General features: G+C 71.4%; 14 protein-coding genes. 3 read left to right on the forward strand and 11 right to left on the reverse strand.

Annotated features, from left to right (window positions below; all coding sequences use genetic code 11):
• Nucleotides 1-93: 93 nt before the first annotated feature.
• From cimA to ureA, 5 genes are all read right to left on the reverse strand, one after another.
• Nucleotides 94-1698: a citramalate synthase gene (gene cimA, locus NI25_RS11645; RefSeq protein WP_061442385.1), complete on the reverse strand. Its 1605-nt coding sequence runs from the start codon at nucleotides 1696-1698 to the stop codon at nucleotides 94-96.
• 309 nt (nucleotides 1699-2007) lie between these two features.
• Nucleotides 2008-2610, reverse strand: coding sequence for a TetR/AcrR family transcriptional regulator (locus tag NI25_RS11650; RefSeq protein ID WP_061442386.1), 603 nt, complete (start codon nucleotides 2608-2610; stop codon nucleotides 2008-2010).
• Between the two features lie 17 nt (nucleotides 2611-2627).
• Nucleotides 2628-3647 (reverse strand): agmatine deiminase family protein, encoded by a 1020-nt coding sequence (locus NI25_RS11655; RefSeq protein WP_061442387.1) that lies wholly within the window; start codon nucleotides 3645-3647, stop codon nucleotides 2628-2630.
• A 77-nt stretch (nucleotides 3648-3724) separates the two neighbouring features.
• The gene (locus NI25_RS11660) at nucleotides 3725-5437 is read right to left on the reverse strand and encodes an urease subunit alpha (protein ID WP_061442388.1); all 1713 of its coding nucleotides are present in this window, start codon (nucleotides 5435-5437) and stop codon (nucleotides 3725-3727) included.
• The gene (gene ureA / locus NI25_RS11665) at nucleotides 5434-6132 is read right to left on the reverse strand and encodes an urease subunit gamma (RefSeq protein ID WP_061442389.1); all 699 of its coding nucleotides are present in this window, start codon (nucleotides 6130-6132) and stop codon (nucleotides 5434-5436) included. Before ureA ends, NI25_RS11660 begins: the two co-directional genes overlap by 4 nt.
• A gap of 172 nt (nucleotides 6133-6304) precedes the next feature.
• Between ureA and NI25_RS11670 the strand changes: the two genes are divergently transcribed.
• Entirely contained in the window at nucleotides 6305-7753 is a 1449-nt protein-coding gene (locus NI25_RS11670) for a cytosine permease (protein ID WP_061442390.1), read from the forward strand.
• A gap of 57 nt (nucleotides 7754-7810) precedes the next feature.
• Here NI25_RS11670 and NI25_RS11675 read toward each other — a convergent pair whose 3' ends face one another.
• The 5 genes from NI25_RS11675 to NI25_RS11695 all read right to left on the reverse strand — a co-directional run bounded on the left by NI25_RS11675 (nucleotide 7811) and on the right by NI25_RS11695 (nucleotide 13409).
• The gene (locus tag NI25_RS11675) at nucleotides 7811-8899 is read right to left on the reverse strand and encodes a branched-chain amino acid aminotransferase (protein ID WP_061442391.1); all 1089 of its coding nucleotides are present in this window, start codon (nucleotides 8897-8899) and stop codon (nucleotides 7811-7813) included.
• Nucleotides 8900-9238: 339 nt separating this feature from the next.
• A complete protein-coding gene (locus NI25_RS11680; protein ID WP_061442392.1) occupies nucleotides 9239-10282 on the reverse strand; it encodes a 3-isopropylmalate dehydrogenase in 1044 nt (347 codons plus the stop codon).
• A gap of 75 nt (nucleotides 10283-10357) precedes the next feature.
• Entirely contained in the window at nucleotides 10358-10489 is a 132-nt protein-coding gene (locus NI25_RS40485) for a hypothetical protein (protein WP_061442393.1), read from the reverse strand.
• A 306-nt stretch (nucleotides 10490-10795) separates the two neighbouring features.
• A complete protein-coding gene (pruA, locus tag NI25_RS11690; protein WP_061442394.1) occupies nucleotides 10796-12436 on the reverse strand; it encodes an L-glutamate gamma-semialdehyde dehydrogenase in 1641 nt (546 codons plus the stop codon).
• Between the two features lie 46 nt (nucleotides 12437-12482).
• Complete coding sequence (locus NI25_RS11695; RefSeq protein WP_061442395.1) at nucleotides 12483-13409, reverse strand: proline dehydrogenase family protein; 927 nt, start codon at nucleotides 13407-13409, stop codon at nucleotides 12483-12485.
• A gap of 165 nt (nucleotides 13410-13574) precedes the next feature.
• Here NI25_RS11695 and NI25_RS11700 point away from each other — a divergent pair, with 165 nt between their 5' ends.
• Entirely contained in the window at nucleotides 13575-14834 is a 1260-nt protein-coding gene (locus NI25_RS11700) for a PucR family transcriptional regulator (protein WP_061446878.1), read from the forward strand.
• Here NI25_RS11700 and NI25_RS11705 read toward each other — a convergent pair.
• The gene (locus NI25_RS11705) at nucleotides 14815-15405 is read right to left on the reverse strand and encodes a TetR/AcrR family transcriptional regulator (RefSeq protein ID WP_061442396.1); all 591 of its coding nucleotides are present in this window, start codon (nucleotides 15403-15405) and stop codon (nucleotides 14815-14817) included. The two genes, NI25_RS11700 and NI25_RS11705, sit on opposite strands and share 20 nt — an antisense overlap.
• Before the next feature lie 84 nt (nucleotides 15406-15489).
• Here NI25_RS11705 and NI25_RS11710 point away from each other — a divergent pair, with 84 nt between their 5' ends.
• Complete coding sequence (locus NI25_RS11710; protein ID WP_199560885.1) at nucleotides 15490-17037, forward strand: MFS transporter; 1548 nt, start codon at nucleotides 15490-15492, stop codon at nucleotides 17035-17037.
• Nucleotides 17038-17077: the final 40 nt, after the last annotated feature.

Raw genomic sequence — 17077 nt, forward strand, 5'->3', positions numbered from 1 at the left:
CCGTATGGGGCGCACGGATACCGCGTCCACGGGTACCGCGTCCACGGGTACCGCGTCCACAGGTATCGCGTGCACGGCTGTCGAGCGCTCCGCTCACTCGGCGGGCGCGACCCCGGCTCGCAGCAGCCCGTACGTGTAGGCGTCCTCGAGGGCCTGCCACGAGGCGGCGATGACGTTCTCCGCGACGCCCACCGTGGCCCACTCCCCCGTGCCGTCCGACGTGGAGATGAGGACCCTGGTGGTGGACTGGGTGCCGTGCACGCCCTCCAGGATGCGGACCTTGTAGTCGACCAGGTCGAGCTTGGCCAGCTCCGGGTAGATCTTCTCCAGGGCGACGCGCAGCGAGCGGTCCAGGGCGTTGACCGGGCCGTTGCCCTCGGCGGTGGCGACGATGCGCTCGCCCTTGGCCCACAGCTTGACCGTCGCCTCGTTGGCGTGGGAGCCGTCGGGGCGGTCCTCGGTGATCGCGCGCCAGGACTCGACCTCGAAGTACTTCAGCGGCCTGCCCTCGGCCTCGGCGCGCAGCAGCAGCTCGAAGCTCGCGTCCGCCGCCTCGTAGGTGTAGCCCGCCAGCTCCCGCTCCTTGACGCGCTCCACGACCCGGCCGACCAGCTCGCGGTCGCCGCCGAGATCGATGCCGAGTTCCCTGCCCTTGAGCTCGATGGAGGCGCGGCCGGCCATGTCGGAGACGAGCATCCGCATGGTGTTGCCGACCAGCTCGGGATCGATGTGCTGGTAGAGGTCCGGGTCGACCTTGATCGCGGAGGCGTGCAGGCCGGCCTTGTGGGCGAAGGCGGAGACGCCCACGTAGGGCTGGTGGGTGGAGGGGGTGAGGTTGACGACCTCGGCGATGGCGTGGGAGATGCGGGTCATCTCGCGCAGCCGGCCCTCGGGCAGGACCTGCTTGCCGTACTTCAGCTCCAGCGCGGCCACGACCGGGAAGAGGTTGGCGTTGCCGACGCGCTCGCCGTAGCCGTTGGCCGTGCACTGGACGTGGGTCGCGCCCGCGTCGACGGCGGCGAGGGTGTTGGCGACGGCGCAGCCGGTGTCGTCCTGGGCGTGGATGCCGAGCCGGGCGCCGGTGTCGGCCAGCACCGTGGCGACCACGGCCTGGATCTGCGCCGGGAGCATGCCGCCGTTGGTGTCGCACAGGATGACGACGTCGGCGCCGGCCTCCGAGGCGGTGCGCACGACGGACTTCGCGTACTCGGGGTTGGCGCGGTAGCCGTCGAAGAAGTGCTCGCAGTCGACGAAGACCCGGCGGCCCTGGGCCTTGAGGTGGGAGACCGTGTCCGCGACCATGGCGAGGTTCTCGTCGAGCGTGGTGCGCAGCGCCAGTTCGACGTGCCGGTCGTGGGACTTGGCGACCAGGGTGATCACCTCGGCGCCCGACTCCAGCAGCGCCCTGACCTGGTGGTCCTCGGCGGCGGTGGCGCCCGCGCGGCGGGTGGAGCCGAAGGCCACCAGCTGGGCATGCTTGAAGTCGATCTCCTGCCGGGCCCGGGCGAAGAACTCGGTGTCCCGCGGGTTGGCGCCGGGCCAGCCGCCCTCGATGAAGCCCACGCCGAAGTCGTCCAGGTGCCGTGCGATGGCCAGCTTGTCCGCGACCGTGAGGTTGATGCCCTCGCGCTGCGCGCCGTCGCGCAGGGTGGTGTCGAAGACGTGGAACGAATCGTCGAGTTCGCTGGTTGCGGTCATGATCTGAAGGCTCCTGTATGGGATCTCGGTCTACCGGAATGACCGGTTCCACCGTTCCTCCATGATCCCTCGCGCTCTCTTCCCGGCTCGGGGTGGGCCAGGAAAGCGAAAAACCTCTCGCGGGTGCGAGAGGTCTGCGCGCGGGTCGAGGACGACGGTGTCCACCCGTACCTGGTCGTACGTGGTGGTCACTGCGGACCGGCGCGCCTGCTGCCAATAATCATGGCGAACGAGAGCACGGGGGCAGTCTGGCACATTCCGCCCCCGGCCCCACCGTGCGTCTCAGGATGCGAGCGCCGGGCGTCCGGATCAGGACACTGCCAGGAGTCCGTCGGCGAGGAACTCGCGTACGTGGCCGAGCACCTGCTCCCGGTCCGTGCCCCGCAGGCCGATCGCCACGTGGATGGCGAAGCCGTCCAGGAGGGCTCGCAGCCGGGAGGCGAAACGGTCGGGGTCGACGGCACGGAACTCGCCGCGCGAGATGCCCTCGGCGAGCAGTGCGACCAGGTCGCGGTGCCAGGCGCCCTCGATGGCGGCCTGTCGGTCGCGGGCCTCGTCGGGGGCGTTCTGTGAGCGGTTCCACACCTCCAGCCACAGTGTCCAGTGCGGGTCGCGGTGGCCGTCGGGGACGTACAGGTCGACGTAGGCGTCGAGCCGTTCCCGGGCGGTGCCGGGCCGGGTGAGCAGGCGGCCGCGCTCGGCGCCGAGGCGGCCCTCGCTCCACTCCAGGGTGCGCAGCAGCAGTTCGTCCTTGGAACCGAAGTAGTACAGGAGGTGGCCGCTGCTCATGCCGACCTCGCGGCCGAGGGCGGCCATGGTGAGCTTCTCCAGGCCGCGCTCGGCGATCATCTCCATGGCGGCGGCGAGGACGTCCTCGCGCGGCGGGGCCTGCCTGCGCCCACCACCGGCCATGTCCCCTCCCGGGTCTGCTAGATCTTCGGCTGCTGCTGCGTGATGCAGTGGATGCCCCCGCCACCCGCGAAGATCGTACGCGCGTCCACCAGGGTCACCGTGCGCTCGGGGAACAGGCGGCGGAAGACGCCCGCGGCGAGTTCGTCGTTCGGGTCGCCGAAGGAGCACAGGACGACGCCGCCGTTGCACAGGTAGTGGTTGATGTACGAGTAATCGACCCAGTCGCCGTTGTCGTCCTTCAGGACGGTCGGGGCGGGCACCTCGACGACCTCCAGGCGCCGGCCCTTGGCGTCGGTCTGGCCGCGCAGGATCTCCAGGTACGTCTGCGAGCGGGCGTAATCGGGGTGGCGCGGGTCGCGCTGGCTGTGCACGACGACGGTGCCTGGACGGGCGAAGGCCGCGACGATGTCGACGTGGCCCCGGGTGCCGTACCTGCCGTAGTCGCCGGTCAGGCCGTGCGGGAGCCAGATCGCCTTGGTGGTGCCGAGCTTGGCGTGGATCTCCGCCTCTACCTGTTCACGGGTCCAGCCGGCGTTGCGGCCGGGGCCGAGCTGGACGGTGTCGGTCAGGAGGACCGTGCCCTGGCCGTCGACGTGGATCGCGCCGCCCTCGTTGACGAGCGGGCTGCTCAGCACGGGCGTGCCGGCCAGGTCCGCGACATGGCGGGCGACCTTGGAGTCGTGCTCCCAGCGAGCCCACTCCTGTGCGCCCCAGCCGTTGAAGACCCAGTCCACGGCGGCCAGCCCGCCCTGCCCGTCCGTCACGAAGGTCGGACCGACGTCCCGCATCCAGGCGTCGTCCAGCTCGCGCTCCACCAGGTCGACGTCCGGGCCCAGCAGCTCGCGCGCCGTGTCGCCCTGGCCGGGCCCGTGCACCATCGTCACCGGCTCGAAGCGGCGCACCGCCCGGGCCACGGCCGCCCAGGCCGCCCGCGCCTCGGCCAGCTCCTCGTCGTTCGTGAACGTCGGGTTGGGGCCGGGCCAGGCCATCCAGGTGCGTTCGTGCGGGGCCCACTCGGGTGGCATGCGGAAGGTCATGGAGGTGTCCCTGAAGGTCGGGGGTCGGGGGTCGGAGGGAGATCGGAGGCAGGTCAGAGGAAGCGGAGGCGGTTGAGTCAGAGGAAGTAGAGGCGGTTGAGGGAGACCGAGTCGGCGGGTTCGCAGCGCAGGGGGTCGCCGTCGAGGGTGACCAGGCCGGTGCGCTGGTCGACGTCGACCGCGCCGGTACGGGAGTTCAGCCGCAGGTCGGCCGGTCCGATGCCGCGCGTGCCGCGCACGGCGACCCGGCGCCGGCGGGTCGGCATGGTGTCGTGTCCCTGGTCGAGGGCGGCCTGCGCGACGAAGGCCACCGATATCTCGGCCGGTGTGGCGCCGTGCGCGCCGAACTGGGGCCCGAGGACGAGCGGTTCGCAGGTGTCGGTGGCCGCGTTGGGATCGCCGACCACGCCGTACGCCGGGAAGCCCGACTTGAGGACGAGCTGCGGCTTGGCGCCGAAGTGGTCCGGGCGCCACAGCACGATGTCGGCGAGCTTGCCGGCCTCGAGGGAGCCGACCTCGTGGGCGAGGCCGTGGGCGATGGCGGGGTTGATGGTCAGCTTGGCGATGTAGCGCAGGACGCGTTCGTTGTCGTGATCCGCGTCCGGGGCTCCGAACTCGGCCTTCATCTTCCCGGCCATGGCGAAGGTGCGGCGGACGGTCTCGCCGGCCCGGCCCATGCCCTGCGCGTCGGAGGAGGTGATGCCGATGGCGCCCAGGTCGTGCAGCACGTCCTCGGCGCCCATGGTCCCGGCGCGGATGCGGTCGCGGGCCATGGCGGCGTCGCCCGGCAGGTCGGTCTTCAGGTCGTGGACGGAGACGATCATGCCGTAGTGCTCGGCGACCGCGTCCCGGCCGAAGGGCAGGGTGGGGTTGGTGGAGGAGCCGATGACGTTCGGGACGCCGGCCATCTTCAGCACGTTGGGGACGTGTCCCCCGCCGCAGCCCTCGATGTGGAAGGCGTGGATGGTGCGGCCCTCCAGGACGCGGAGGGTGTCCTCGACGGACAGGCACTCGTTCAGCCCGTCGCTGTGCAGGGCGACCTGGACGTCGTGCTCCTCGGCGACGCGCAGCGCGGTGTCGAGGGCGCGGGTGTGGGCGCCCATGTCCTCGTGCACCTTGAAGCCGCTCGCCCCGCCCTCGGCCAGCGCCTCGACCAGCGGCGCCTCGTGGGACGAGGAACCCCGGCCCAGGAAGCCGATGTTGACCGGCCAGGCGTCGAAGGCGCCGAAGGCGTGCCGCAGCGCCCAGGGCGAGTTGACGCCGACGCCCCAGACCGGGCCGAACTCCTGCCCGATGATCGTCGTCACGCCGGACGCGAGCGAGGCCTCCATGATGCGCGGGGAGAGCAGGTGGACATGGGTGTCCACGGCCCCGGCGGTGGCGATGAGCCCCTCGCCGGACACGATCGAGGTGCCCGTGCCGACGACCACGTCGACACCGTCGAGGGTGTCGGGGTTGCCGGCCCGGCCGATGGCGTGGATGCGTCCTTCGCGGATGCCGATGGACACCTTCCGGATGCCCTGCACCGCGTCGATCACGACCACGTTGCTGATCACGACGTCGCAGGTCTCGCGGACGGCGGCGGCCTTCAGGTGCAGTCCGTCGCGGGCGGTCTTGCCGAAGCCGGCGAGGAACTCGTCGCCGTGGCGCTGCGCGTCGGACTCGACGCGGATCACGAGCCCCGAGTCGCCGAGGCGGAGGCGGTCGCCGGCCCGGGGGCCGTGGGCGGCGGCGTACTCGTACGGGGTGAGGCGGCGCGCCTCGGCGGGGTGTCCTCCGGGCCGGCTCATCGCCGCCCCTCCTCTCCGGTGGCTCCCAGGTATCCGCAGACGGCGGCCCTGCGCAGCGCCTCCTGCTTCGCGCCCGGCGCGTCCAGCGGCCCGTCCACCAGCCCCGCGAACCCGATGGCGACGCGGGCGCCGCCGATCGGCACCAGCCCCACCTCGGCGCTCTCGCCCGGTCCGAAGCGGACCGAGGACCCGGCGGGGACGGCGAGGCGCATGCCGTAGGCGCGCTCCCGGTCGAAGGCGAGCCTCGGGTTGGCCTCGAAGAAGTGGAAGTGGGAGGTCACGGAGACGGGCACGGTCGCGGTGTTGGTGACCGGGAGACGCACCGCCGCCTCGGGTCCGGCGTGTTCGGGGCCCGGCAGCAGGGCACCGGGGGCGTCGGCTCCGAGTCCGCCGCCCCCGACGGGGTCGGTGACGACCGCGAGGCGGGAGCCGTCGTCGAAGACGGCCTCCACGTGCACCTCGGTGACCACGTCGGCGACGCCGGGCAGGACGTCGTCCGGGCCGAGTACGGACCGGGCGCGCTCGACGGCCTCGGCGAGCCGCGCTCCGTCGCGGGCGGCCTCGCACACGGTGTCCGCGATGAGCGCGGTCGCCTCCGGCACGTTCAGCCTGAGCCCGCGCGCCCGGCGGGCGCGAGCCAGCTCGGCCGCCCCGAAGAGCAGCAGCCGGTCACGTTCCGTGGGGGTCAGTCTCACGACGCGGCACCTCCTTGCCTTCCGATTTTAGAGCAACACTCTAAATGTAAACATCACTCTAAACACGGGATTCAGGCAACGGAACCGTTGACGAGCGCCGGGGACACACGTCACATTGAACGTCGCTCTAATCCTCGGGAACACCTCGGACGGCCGTCGAAGGAGACCAGCCATGCCGATAGAACAGCGCGGAGTCGACACCATCCCGGAAGCGGAACGCACCAGCGGCCCCCGGGATCTGGTCTCGATCCTGCTGGGGTCCAACCTCTGCCTGGGCGTGATCGTCTTCGGCTGGCTGCCGCCGTCCTTCGGCCTCGGCTGGTGGGCGTCGGTGAGCGCGGTGGTCGCGGGGACGGTCGTCGGCACGGTCTTCACGGCCCCGCTGGCGCTGATCTCCCTGCGCACCGGCACCAACCTGTCCACGTCCTCCGGCGCACAGTTCGGTGTGCGCGGGCGTCTGGTCGGCTCGGTGGTCGGATTGCTCCTGGCCCTCGGCTACACCGCGCTGACCGTGTGGATCGGCGGAGACGTGATGGCGGGCGTGCTCGGCCGGCTGTTCGGTCTGCCGCAGGGCGGTGCGACGTACGCCGTCGTCTACGGCCTGCTCGCCGCCGCGACCGTCGCGGGCGCCGTCTACGGCTACCGGGTGCTGCTCGCCATGTCCCGGGTGCTGGCCTACGGCATGACGGCCCTGCTGGTGCTCGGCCTGATCGCCTACGCCCCCGACTTCACCACCGCCGCGCTGCCGGAGGCGGGCGGATATCTGCTGGGCGGGTTCTGGCCGACGTGGCTGCTGGCCGCCGTGGCCGCGGGACTGTCCGGACCGATCGCCTTCATCACGCTGCTCGGCGACTACACCCGCTACATCTCCCCGGCCCGCCACTCCTCCCGCCGGGTGCTGCACGCGACCTGGCTGGGGCTGATGCTGGGTCTGCTGGTCCCCCAGCTCTTCGGCACCTTCACCGCGTACGCCGCCCGCGCCGCCCTGGACTACGCGGGCCCGCTGGTGGACGCCGCCCCCACCTGGTACCTCGTCCCGCTGCTGCTGGCCGCCTCGGCCGGCTCGGTCGGCAACGCGGGGCTGATGCTCTACTCGATGGGCCTGGACCTGGACGCGATCCTGCCGCGCGCCTCCCGGGCCCGCGCCACCTGCGCCGTCGCCGTCGTCGCCACGGCCTGCGTCTTCGCCGGGCACTACGCCTGGGAGGCGCAGTCGGCGATGACGTCCTTCGTGCTGCTGCTGACGGCGATCGGCACCCCGTGGGCGGTCATCACGATGATCGGTTCGGTCCGCTGCCGCGGGGTCTACGACGCGGACGCTCTCCAGGTCTTCAACCGCCGGGCGCGGGGCGGGATCTACTGGTACCGGTCCGGCTGGAACGTCCCCGCGACGTTCGCCTGGGCCGTGGGCGCGGTGGCCGGCGTACTGGCGGTCTCCCTGCCGTCGTACGAGGGCCCGCTGCTGTCCCTCACCGGCGGGGTGGACTGCAGCTTCCTGCTGTCGGGGCTGGTGGGCGGGGTGGTGTACGTGCTGTGCACACCGGGGGCCGCGGTGGCGCCGGCGCCCGAGGAGGGGCTGCTCGCTTCTTGTCCGACCGAGTCGGGTGGTGGGCGGGCGTAGGCCGGAGGTCAGGGGGCGGAGCCCCCGGCACGGCGTCCCGCCCCCACCCGGGGCGGATCACGCCAGCGTGTGCATCCACCCGTGCGTGTCCTCCGCGGTGCCCCGCTGGATGTCCAGCAGCGCGTCCCGCAGCCGCTGCGTCACCTCGCCCGTCTCGCCCCCGCTCTGCTGCCACTCCGCTCCGGTCCGCTTAACCGTGCCGACGGGGGTGATCACGGCCGCCGTACCGCAGGCGAAGACCTCGGTGAGCGTGCCGTTCTCCGAGTCGCGCTGCCACTGGTCGACCGAGATGCGGCCCTCCTCCGCCTCGTAGCCGAGGTCGCGGGCGACGGTGAGCAGGGAGTCGCGGGTGACGCCCTCGAGGATGGAGCCGGTGAGCGACGGGGTGATGATCTTGTTGCCGTACACGAAGTACAGGTTCATGCCGCCCAGTTCCTCGACCCACTTGCGCTCGATGGCGTCGAGGTAGCAGACCTGGTCGCAGCCCTTGGTGGCCGCTTCCGCCTGCGCGAGCAGCGACGCCGCGTAGTTGCCGCCGGTCTTGGCGTCGCCCATGCCGCCGGGGACGGCGCGGACCCGGTCCTCGGAGACCCAGATGGAGACCGGCTTGACGCCGCCCGGGAAGTAGGCGCCCGCCGGGGAGGCGATGACGAGGAAGAGGTACTCGTTGGCCGGCTTGACGCCCAGGCCGACCTCCGTGGCGATCATGAAGGGGCGCAGGTAGAGGGACTCCTCGCCGCCGTGCGCCGGAACCCACTTCTCGTCCTGCCTGACCAGCGCGTCGCAGGCCTCGATGAAGGTGTCCACGGGAAGCTCGGGCATGCCCAGGCGCCGGGAGGACGCCTGGAAGCGGGCGCCGTTCTTCTCCGGACGGAAGGTGGCGACGGAGCCGTCGGGGCGCCGGTAGGCCTTCAGTCCCTCGAAGATCTCCTGCGCGTAGTGCAGGACCATGGTGGCCGGGTCGAGGGAGAGCGGGGCGTACGGCACGAGCTGGCCGTCGTGCCAGCCGCGGCCCTCGGTCCACTTGATCGTCACCATGTGGTCGGTGAAGTGGCGGCCGAACCCGGGGTTGGCCAGAATCGCCGAGCGCTCGGAGTCCGAGAGCGGGTTGGCGGAGGGCTTGAGCTCGATCGTGGGCGTCGTCATGAGGTGAATGTCCTTCGCTTCCTGGCAGACGTGCGGGCGGCGTCCGTGTCCGGCCGGGGGTCCGGGGGTTGCCCCCCCGGGAGATGCAGTACCGGTATGGGTTGTGACGGGCCGCGGTCACGCCCGTACGGCCGGTGGCCGGTGCTAGGACGTCCGAGCATTCCCTCAAGTCGCGGCTTCGCGTTCGATTATCGCGCGCGGCCCACGGTGGGTGAAACGGGGTGAATGCGGCCCAGGATTCGATGGTCGCACCTGGCGGACGCAGGAGAAAGCCGCCGGGTGCCTTGTTTTTGGACCCGGCGGCTTCGAAACGGATTCGATCGAGTGGCGCGGCGGGTGTCAGCCGGCTACTCGTACGGCGAGTGCGTCGCCGATCTCCGAGGTGGAGCGGGCGGGCAGACCGCCGCGCTCGCCGAGGTCGGCCGAGACCGCGTCCTCGATACGGACCGCTTCGGCCTCGTAACCGAGGTGGCGCAGCAGCAGGGCGACGGACAGGACCGTGGCGGTGGGGTCGGCCTTGCCCTGGCCGGCGATGTCGGGCGCGGAGCCGTGCACCGGCTCGAACATCGAGGGGAAGTCGCCGGACGGGTTGATGTTCCCGCTGGCGGCGACGCCGATGCCGCCGGAGACGGCCGCGGCGAGGTCGGTGATGATGTCGCCGAAGAGGTTGTCGGTGACGATCACGTCGAAGCGGGCCGGGTCGGTGACCAGGAAGATGGTCGCGGCGTCGACGTGGAGGTAGTCGGTGGTGACCTCGGGGTACTCCGCGGCCACCTTGTTGAAGATGTCGGTCCACAGGTGGCCCGCGAAGGTCAGCACGTTGTTCTTGTGGACCAGCGTGAGCTTCTTGCGGGGGCGGGCCTGGGCGCGGGCGAAGGCGTCGCGGACGACGCGCTCCACGCCGTAGGCCGTGTTGACGGACACCTCGGTGGCGACCTCGTGCTCGGTGCCCTTGCGGATGGTGCCGCCGTTGCCCGTGTAGGGGCCCTCGGTGCCCTCGCGGACGACGACGAAGTCGATCTCGGGCTGGCCGGCGAGCGGGGTGGCGACGCCGGGCAGGAGCTTGCTCGGGCGCAGGTTGACGTGGTGGTCGAAGGCGAAGCGGAGCTTGAGCAGGAAACCTCGCTCCAGCACGCCGGACGGCACCGACGGGTCGCCGATCGCGCCGAGCAGGATGGCGTCGTGGCCCTTGAGGGCGTCGAGGTCGGCGTCGGTGAGGGTCTCACCGGTGGCGTGGTACCGCCGGGCGCCGAAGTCGAACTCCTTGGTCTCCAGCTTCACATCCTGCGGAAGGACGGCGGAGAGGACCTTCAGGCCTTCGGCCACGACCTCCTGGCCGATGCCGTCACCGGGAATCACTGCGAGATTGAGGCTGCGAGACATGACGGCACCCTATCGCTCGTCCCACGGGATGACATGCGGCGTCCGCCATGCGGACGCCGCTGCCGTCCGGGCTGCTCAGTGCCCGGTGGCGCCGCCGTTGTCGCGGCGGTCGAGGGCGCGCTGGAGGGCGGCCGCGGCGTTCTTGCGGTCGGAGTCGCTGGAACGGGAGAGGTGGCGGACTCGGCGGCGGACGGTGGTCTCGGCCATGGGAATCGACTCCTTCGGCACAGCACACGGGGGTGCGGAGAAAGGGGATTGCATGAGGCCGGAAGGGGCGGGGAGCGCGGTGCCGCAGGGGTTGCCTGCACGGGCACGGTCTCGCGGCCGCCCTTCGCTCGATCGAGCGGGACGTTCGGCTCCTACAAAGTTAAGGGAGCCCGCCGCGTCTGTCTGCACAATTACTCGGACTTCCTACTATCTGAGACGGTGCCTTCGCTCACACCGCCCCGGCCTGCGAAAACGCCCGGCGGGCCAGGTCGGTCGACCTGGCCCGCCGGGCGTTTCGCGCGGGTGTCAGCCCATGTGCGGGTAGGTGTAGTCGGTCGGCGGGACCAGCGTCTCCTTGATGGCGCGGGTCAGCGTCCAGCGCATCAGGTTCTGCGGGGCGCCGGCCTTGTCGTTGGTGCCGGAGGCACGGCCGCCGCCGAAGGGCTGCTGGCCGACGACGGCGCCGGTCGACTTGTCATTGATGTAGAAGTTGCCGGCCGCGTAGCGCAGCTTCTCCATCGTGTACGCCGCCGCCGCGCGGTCGTTGGAGATGACCGAGCCGGTGAGCGCGTAGTCCGACACCGACTCCATCTGGGTCAGCATCTCGTCGTACGCGTCGGCCTTGCTGTCGTCGTAGACGTACACGGCGAGGAAGGGACCGAAGTACTCGGTGCGGAAGACCTCGTTCTCCGGGTCGGTGCACTCGACGACGGTCGGGCGGACGAAGTAGCCGACCGAGTCGTCGTAGGAGCCGCCCGCGACGATCGTGCAGGTCTCGTCCTCCTTGGCCCGGTCGATGGCGGCCTTGTTCTTGGCGAAGGACCGCTCGTCGATGACCGCGCCCATGAAGTTGGACAGGTCGGTGACGTCACCCATGGTGAGGTAGTCGACCTCGGCGGCGAACTCCTCCTTGAACCCGTCGTTCCAGATGGACGCCGGGATGTACGCGCGGGAGGTGGCGCTGCACTTCTGGCCCTGGTACTCGAAGGCACCGCGGGTCAGCGCGGTCTTGAGCACGGCGCGGTCGGCGCTCGGGTGGGCGACGAGGAAGTCCTTGCCGCCGGTCTCGCCGACCAGGCGCGGGTAGGTGCGGTACTTCTCGATGTTGTTGCCGACCGTCTTCCACAGGTGCTGGAAGGTCTTGGTCGAGCCGGTGAAGTGGATGCCCGCGAGGTCCCGGTGCTCCAGGGCGACCTCGGAGACCGCGATGCCGTCGCCGGTGACCAGGTTGATGACGCCCTTGGGCAGCCCGGCCTCCTCCAGGAGCTGCATGAGCAGCACGGCGGCGTGGGTCTGCGTCGGGGACGGCTTCCAGACCACCACGTTGCCCATCAGGGCCGGGGCGGTGGGCAGGTTGGCGGCGATGGCGCTGAAGTTGAACGGCGTGATCGCGTAGACGAAGCCCTCCAGCGGGCGGTGGTCCATGCGGTTCCACACGCCCGGCGAGTTGGCCGGGGGCTGCTCGGCCAGGATCTGGCGGGCGTAGTGGACGTTGAAGCGCCAGAAGTCGACCAGCTCGCAGGGGCTGTCGATCTCGGCCTGCTGGGCCGTCTTGGACTGGCCGAGCATGGTGGAGGCGGCGATGGTCTCGCGCCAGGGACCCGACAGCAGCTCGGCGGCGCGCAGGATGATCGCCGCGCGGTCGTCGAAGGACATCGCGCGCCACGCGGGGGCGGCGGCCAGGGCGGCGTCGATCGCGTCCTGGGCGTCCTGCCGGGTGGCGTTGGCGTAGGTGCCCAGGCGCGCCTTGTGGTTGTGCGGCTGCACGACGTCGAAGCGCTCACCGCCGCCCATCCGCTTCTCGCCGCCGATGGTGCAGGGCAGGTCGACGGGGTTGTCGGCCAGCTCCTTGAGCTTGGCCTCCAGACGGGCGCGCTCGGGCGAACCGGGCGCGTAGCCGTGCACCGGCTCGTTGACGGGGGTGGGGACCTGGGTCACAGCGTCCATGGGTTCCGTAACTCCTTTAACTGAGCGGTCTTGCGAGAGGGTGGGCTCAGCCCTTGCTGACCATCGAGCGGGCGAAGAACCGGAGGTTGGCCGGCTTCTCCGCGAGACGGCGCATGAAGTAGCCGTACCAGTCGGTGCCGTACGCGGTGTACACGCGCATGCGGTGGCCCTCGGCGGCCAGGCGCAGGTGCTCGTCGCCCCGGATGCCGTACAGCATCTGGAACTCGTACTCGTCGAGCTTGCGTCCGGCCGTGCGGGCCAGTTCCTGTGCGATGGAGATCAGGCGCGGGTCGTGCGACCCGATCATCGGGTAGCCCTCGCCCTCCATCAGGGTGCGCAGAATGCGCACGTAGGCCTTGTCGATCTCGTGGCGCTGCTGGTACGCGACCTCGGCGGGCTCCTTGTAGGCGCCCTTCACCAACCGTACGCGAGAGCCGCTGTCGGCGAGGCGGCGCGCGTCGGCCTCGGTGCGGAAGAGGTAGGCCTGGATGACGCAGCCGGTCTGCGGGAAGTCCTTCCGCAGCTCCTCGTGGATGGCGAACATCGAGTCGAGGGTCGTGTGGTCCTCGGCGTCGAGGGTGACGGTGGTGCCGATCTCGGCGGCGGCCTCGACGACCGGGCGGACGTTGTTCAGGGCCAGCTCGTGGCCGCCGGCCAGCGCCTGGCCGAACATGGAGAGCTTGACGGACATCTCGGCGCGGGTGCCGAGCTCCAGGGGCTTGAGCCGGTCGATCAGCTCCAGGTAGGCGTCGCGGGCGGCCTCGGCCTGCGCGGGGGTGGTGATGTCCTCGCCGACGACGTCCATCGTCAGTTCCAGGCCCTGATCGGTGAGCTCCCGGATGATCGGCACGATCTGGTCGACCGTCTCGCCGGGGATGAACCGGTCGACGACCGGCTTGGTCACGGGCGCGGCCGAGACGAGACGACGCATCCGGTCGCTGCGCGACGCGGCGAGAATCACGGGACCCAGCACGGGGCACCTCCACTTACCAACCAACACAGGGGCCGCTGCCCGACGTAAGGGGAACGGCACGGAGAACCACCGTGAAATCTAAGGACGACCCCGATCGTCGGCCATCGACAGCTGTCACGCATCCGTGCCGAGGATCTCAGACAGATGTATGAAGGGGGCGCACGAATACGGCAGAATGCCCGGGTGACGTCCGATTCCAGAGGTGCCACAGGATCCGGCTCCGGCGGGGCCCGCGGCGACTACCAGGAGCTGGTCGACGAGCTGTCCGAGCTGCTGGGCGCGCCCGCGACCCTGGAGAACCGCGACTTCGAGCTGATCGCGTTCGGCGCCTACGACAGCGAGGGCGACCTGGATCCCTCCGCCCTGGACCCGGTGCGCACCCGCTCGATCCTCACCCGGCGCTCCACGGCGGCGGTCCGGGCGTGGTTCGAGAGCTTCGGCATCACCCGGGCGACCGGCCCGGTCCGCATCCCGCCGACCCCCGAGGCGGGCGTGTACCGGGGACGCACCTGCCTGCCGGTACGCCATCGGGGTGTGGTCCTCGGCTACGTGTGGCTCCTGGACACCGACCCGGGCCCGACCGAGCCGCAGCTGGCGGCGGCCATGGCGGTGACGGCGCGGATCGGGGCGCTGCTCGCCGACGAGGCGCAGCACGGCGCGGACCTGAGCCGGGAGCTGCGGGCGGTGCTGACGGCCGAGCGGGACTGGCAGCGGGACATGGCGGTGGCGGAGCTGCGCAGCGCGCTCGGCTCCCGGGCCGAGACACCGCACGCGGTGGTCTGCGTGGCGCCCTGGCCCTCGGCCGATCCCGACGACGCGCCGTCGGTCCGTACGGTGCCGGGCGCCACGGCACTGTGCACGGTGCCGTGGGGAGGCTCGGGCGTGTCACTGGCGCTGCTGGTCCGGCTGCGCTCGGCGGACGTGCAGACCCCGGCGACCTCGGCGGCGGGCCGGCTCCTGGAGCGGGCGGGGGCGGCACGGGGCGGCGCGGGCGGCTCCGCGGGTACGCCGGGCGGCGTCGCGGCCGGCGTCTCCGCGCCGCGCACGGGTCTGGCGGACCTGGGGACGGCCTGGGCGGAGGCGTCGGCGGCGGCCCGGGCGGCGCGCGCCGAGTCGCGGTTCGGGCCGGTCGCGCAGTGGACGTCGATCGGGGCGTTCCGCCTGCTGACCTCGCTGCCCGCGCGCTCCGCCGACGATCCCGCCGTACGGGCGCTGCTCTCCCCCGCCCACCGCGAACTCGCCCGCACGGCCGAGGTGTACCTGGACTGCGCGGGCCAGGCCGGCCGGACCGCCGCCGAGCTGGGTGTCCACCGTCAGACGCTGTACTACCGCCTCTCGCGCGTCGAGCAGCTCACCGGTCTGGACCTGGACGACGGCGAGGACCGGCTGCTGCTGCACATGGCGCTCAAGGCGCGTCGCCTGTAGCGGCCCCGATCACCCGGCGGAGGCCCTCGGTCAGCGCGTCCGCGTCGGGCGCGCTCTTCGGGTCGAAGGTCCACTGGGCGATGAGACCGGTCATCAGGGTGACGTAGAACGCCCCCAGGGTGTCCGTCGTCTCGTCCGTGACGTCCTCCTCCCTGCCGCCCATGAGCAGGGGGATGATGCCGCGTCCGGCCTCGCGCTGGGCACGGCCGAGGTGGTCGCGCAGCTCGGGCATCCGGTCACCCATGACCAGCACTTCCATGCTGAGGCGCCAGACGGAGCCGGGCTCCCGCATGGTGCCGATGATGTTGGACCACACGTGCCGGAACCGCTCGATCGAGCCCGGTTCGGTGTCGCCGAGTGCTGAGCCCTCACCCTCGAAGGCGCCCCCCATCCCCTCGATCAGCTCGATGTACGCCTGTGCGAGCAGGACGTCCTTCGAGCCGTAGTGATAGCCGATGGACGCCAGGTTGGTCCCCGACTCCTTGACGATGTCGCGGGCCGTCGTGCGGGCGAACCCCTTGGCCAGCAGGCAGCGCTTGGCGCCTTCGAGCAGATCCTCACGGTGTCCCATGACGCCAGCCTAGCCATCCGCCCAGACGCACGTCTTATACAAGCGTTCTAGACAGGCGTATAAGACGTGCGTACAGTCTCCGACATGACAACGAACCCGTCCCGGGCCGGCCGCCGCGAGTGGACCGCGCTGGGCGTACTGATGCTTCCGCTGCTGCTCGTCTCGATGGACGTCTCCGTCCTCTACTTCGCGATCCCGCAGATCAGCGCCGACCTGGACCCGAGCGGCACCCAACAGCTGTGGATCTTCGACATCTACGGCTTCGTCCTGGCCGGTCTGCTGATGACGATGGGGGCGCTGGGCGACCGCATCGGCCGGCGCAGGCTCCTCCTCTTCGGCGCGGTGGCCTTCGGCGCAGCCTCCGTACTCGCCGCCTACGCGCACACCGCCGAGACCCTGATCGCCGCCCGCGCGATCCTCGGCATCGGCGGCGCCACCCTGATGCCGTCGACGATGGCGCTGGTCCGCACGATGTTCACCGACCCCGCCCAGCGGGCGAAGGCGATCGGGCTGTGGTCCGGGGTGATGACGGCCGGGATCGCGCTGGGCTCGGTGATGAGCGGCGTCCTCGTGGAGCACTTCTGGTGGGGCTCGGTCTTCCTGGTCAACCTGCCCGCGATGGCCCTGCTGCTGATCCTCGGCCCAGTACTGCTCCCCGAGTCGAAGAGCCCGTCCCCCGGCCGCTTCGACTGGCTGAGCGTCCCGCTGTCGATGGCGGCGGTCCTCCCCGTGGTCTACGGCCTCAAGGAGCTGCCCTCCGAGGGCTGGAACGTCCGCTACGTCGTCTCGATCACCGTCGGTCTGCTCTTCGCGGCGCTGTTCGTGCACCGCCAGCGCACCTCGGCCTCGCCGATGATCTCGCCCGCCCTCTTCCGCGGGCACGGGTTCACCCCGGCACTGGTCCTCAACACCCTGTCGGCCTTCGGCATGCTGGGCTCGGCGTACTTCACCACCCAGTACCTGCAGTCGGTCCTGGGCAAGAGCGCGCTGGAGGCCGCCCTGTGGAGCCTGCTGCCGTCGGTGCTCATCGGCGCCGCCGCACCGGTCGCCGCCCAACTCGCCCAGCGCGGTGTCGAGCGCGCGTACCTCGTGACGGCCGGATTCACCATCGCGGCGGGCGGCTACGGACTCCTCGCCCTGGCCGGTTCGGACTCCCTGTGGCTGGTGCTGGCCGCGTGCGGCGTCCTCGCCGCCGGCATCGTCGTGGTGATGTCCCAGCTCACCGACCTGGCCCTGAGTTCCGCCCCGGTCGAGAAGGCGGGCGCGGCCTCCTCGCTGCTGGAGACCGGGACCGAGTTCGGCGGCGCCCTCGGCATGGCCGCCCTCGGTTCCATCGGTACGGCCCTCTACCGCCACGGCATGCCCTCGGACGCGCCCGCCCCGGCCCGGGAAACCCTGGGCGGCGCACTGGCCGTCGCCGCCGAACTTCCCGGGCGCGCGGGAGACGCCCTGGCCACGGCGGCACGCGAGGCGTTCATCGACGGCATGCGGGGCGCCGCGATCGCGGGAGCGCTGCTGCTCCTCGCGGCGGCGGTGCTGGCGGCGCTGGGCCTGCGGCACATCCGGATGCGCCCGGAGACGGAAACGGCAAACGCCGGAGAGGCTGACCGACTCAGCCCGTCCGGCGTTTGAGGACGGGGCCCGTTCAGGGCCGCAGCGGGGGTCCGGGGGC

The sequence above is a fragment of the Streptomyces sp. CCM_MD2014 genome (assembly GCF_000772045.1).
Lineage (GTDB): Bacteria > Actinomycetota > Actinomycetes > Streptomycetales > Streptomycetaceae > Streptomyces > Streptomyces salinarius.

Coding starts and splice junctions, on each gene's coding strand:
- cimA (WP_061442385.1), bottom strand. CDS start 1,698: ATGACCGCAACCAGCGAACTCGACGATTCGTTCCACGTCTTCGACACC.
- NI25_RS11650 (WP_061442386.1), bottom strand. CDS start 2,610: ATGGCCGGTGGTGGGCGCAGGCAGGCCCCGCCGCGCGAGGACGTCCTC.
- NI25_RS11655 (WP_061442387.1), bottom strand. CDS start 3,647: ATGACCTTCCGCATGCCACCCGAGTGGGCCCCGCACGAACGCACCTGG.
- NI25_RS11660 (WP_061442388.1), bottom strand. CDS start 5,437: ATGAGCCGGCCCGGAGGACACCCCGCCGAGGCGCGCCGCCTCACCCCG.
- NI25_RS11670 (WP_061442390.1), top strand. CDS start 6,305: ATGCCGATAGAACAGCGCGGAGTCGACACCATCCCGGAAGCGGAACGC.
- NI25_RS11675 (WP_061442391.1), bottom strand. CDS start 8,899: ATGACGACGCCCACGATCGAGCTCAAGCCCTCCGCCAACCCGCTCTCG.
- NI25_RS11680 (WP_061442392.1), bottom strand. CDS start 10,282: ATGTCTCGCAGCCTCAATCTCGCAGTGATTCCCGGTGACGGCATCGGC.
- NI25_RS40485 (WP_061442393.1), bottom strand. CDS start 10,489: ATGGCCGAGACCACCGTCCGCCGCCGAGTCCGCCACCTCTCCCGTTCC.
- pruA (WP_061442394.1), bottom strand. CDS start 12,436: ATGGACGCTGTGACCCAGGTCCCCACCCCCGTCAACGAGCCGGTGCAC.
- NI25_RS11705 (WP_061442396.1), bottom strand. CDS start 15,405: ATGGGACACCGTGAGGATCTGCTCGAAGGCGCCAAGCGCTGCCTGCTG.
- NI25_RS11710 (WP_199560885.1), top strand. CDS start 15,490: ATGACAACGAACCCGTCCCGGGCCGGCCGCCGCGAGTGGACCGCGCTG.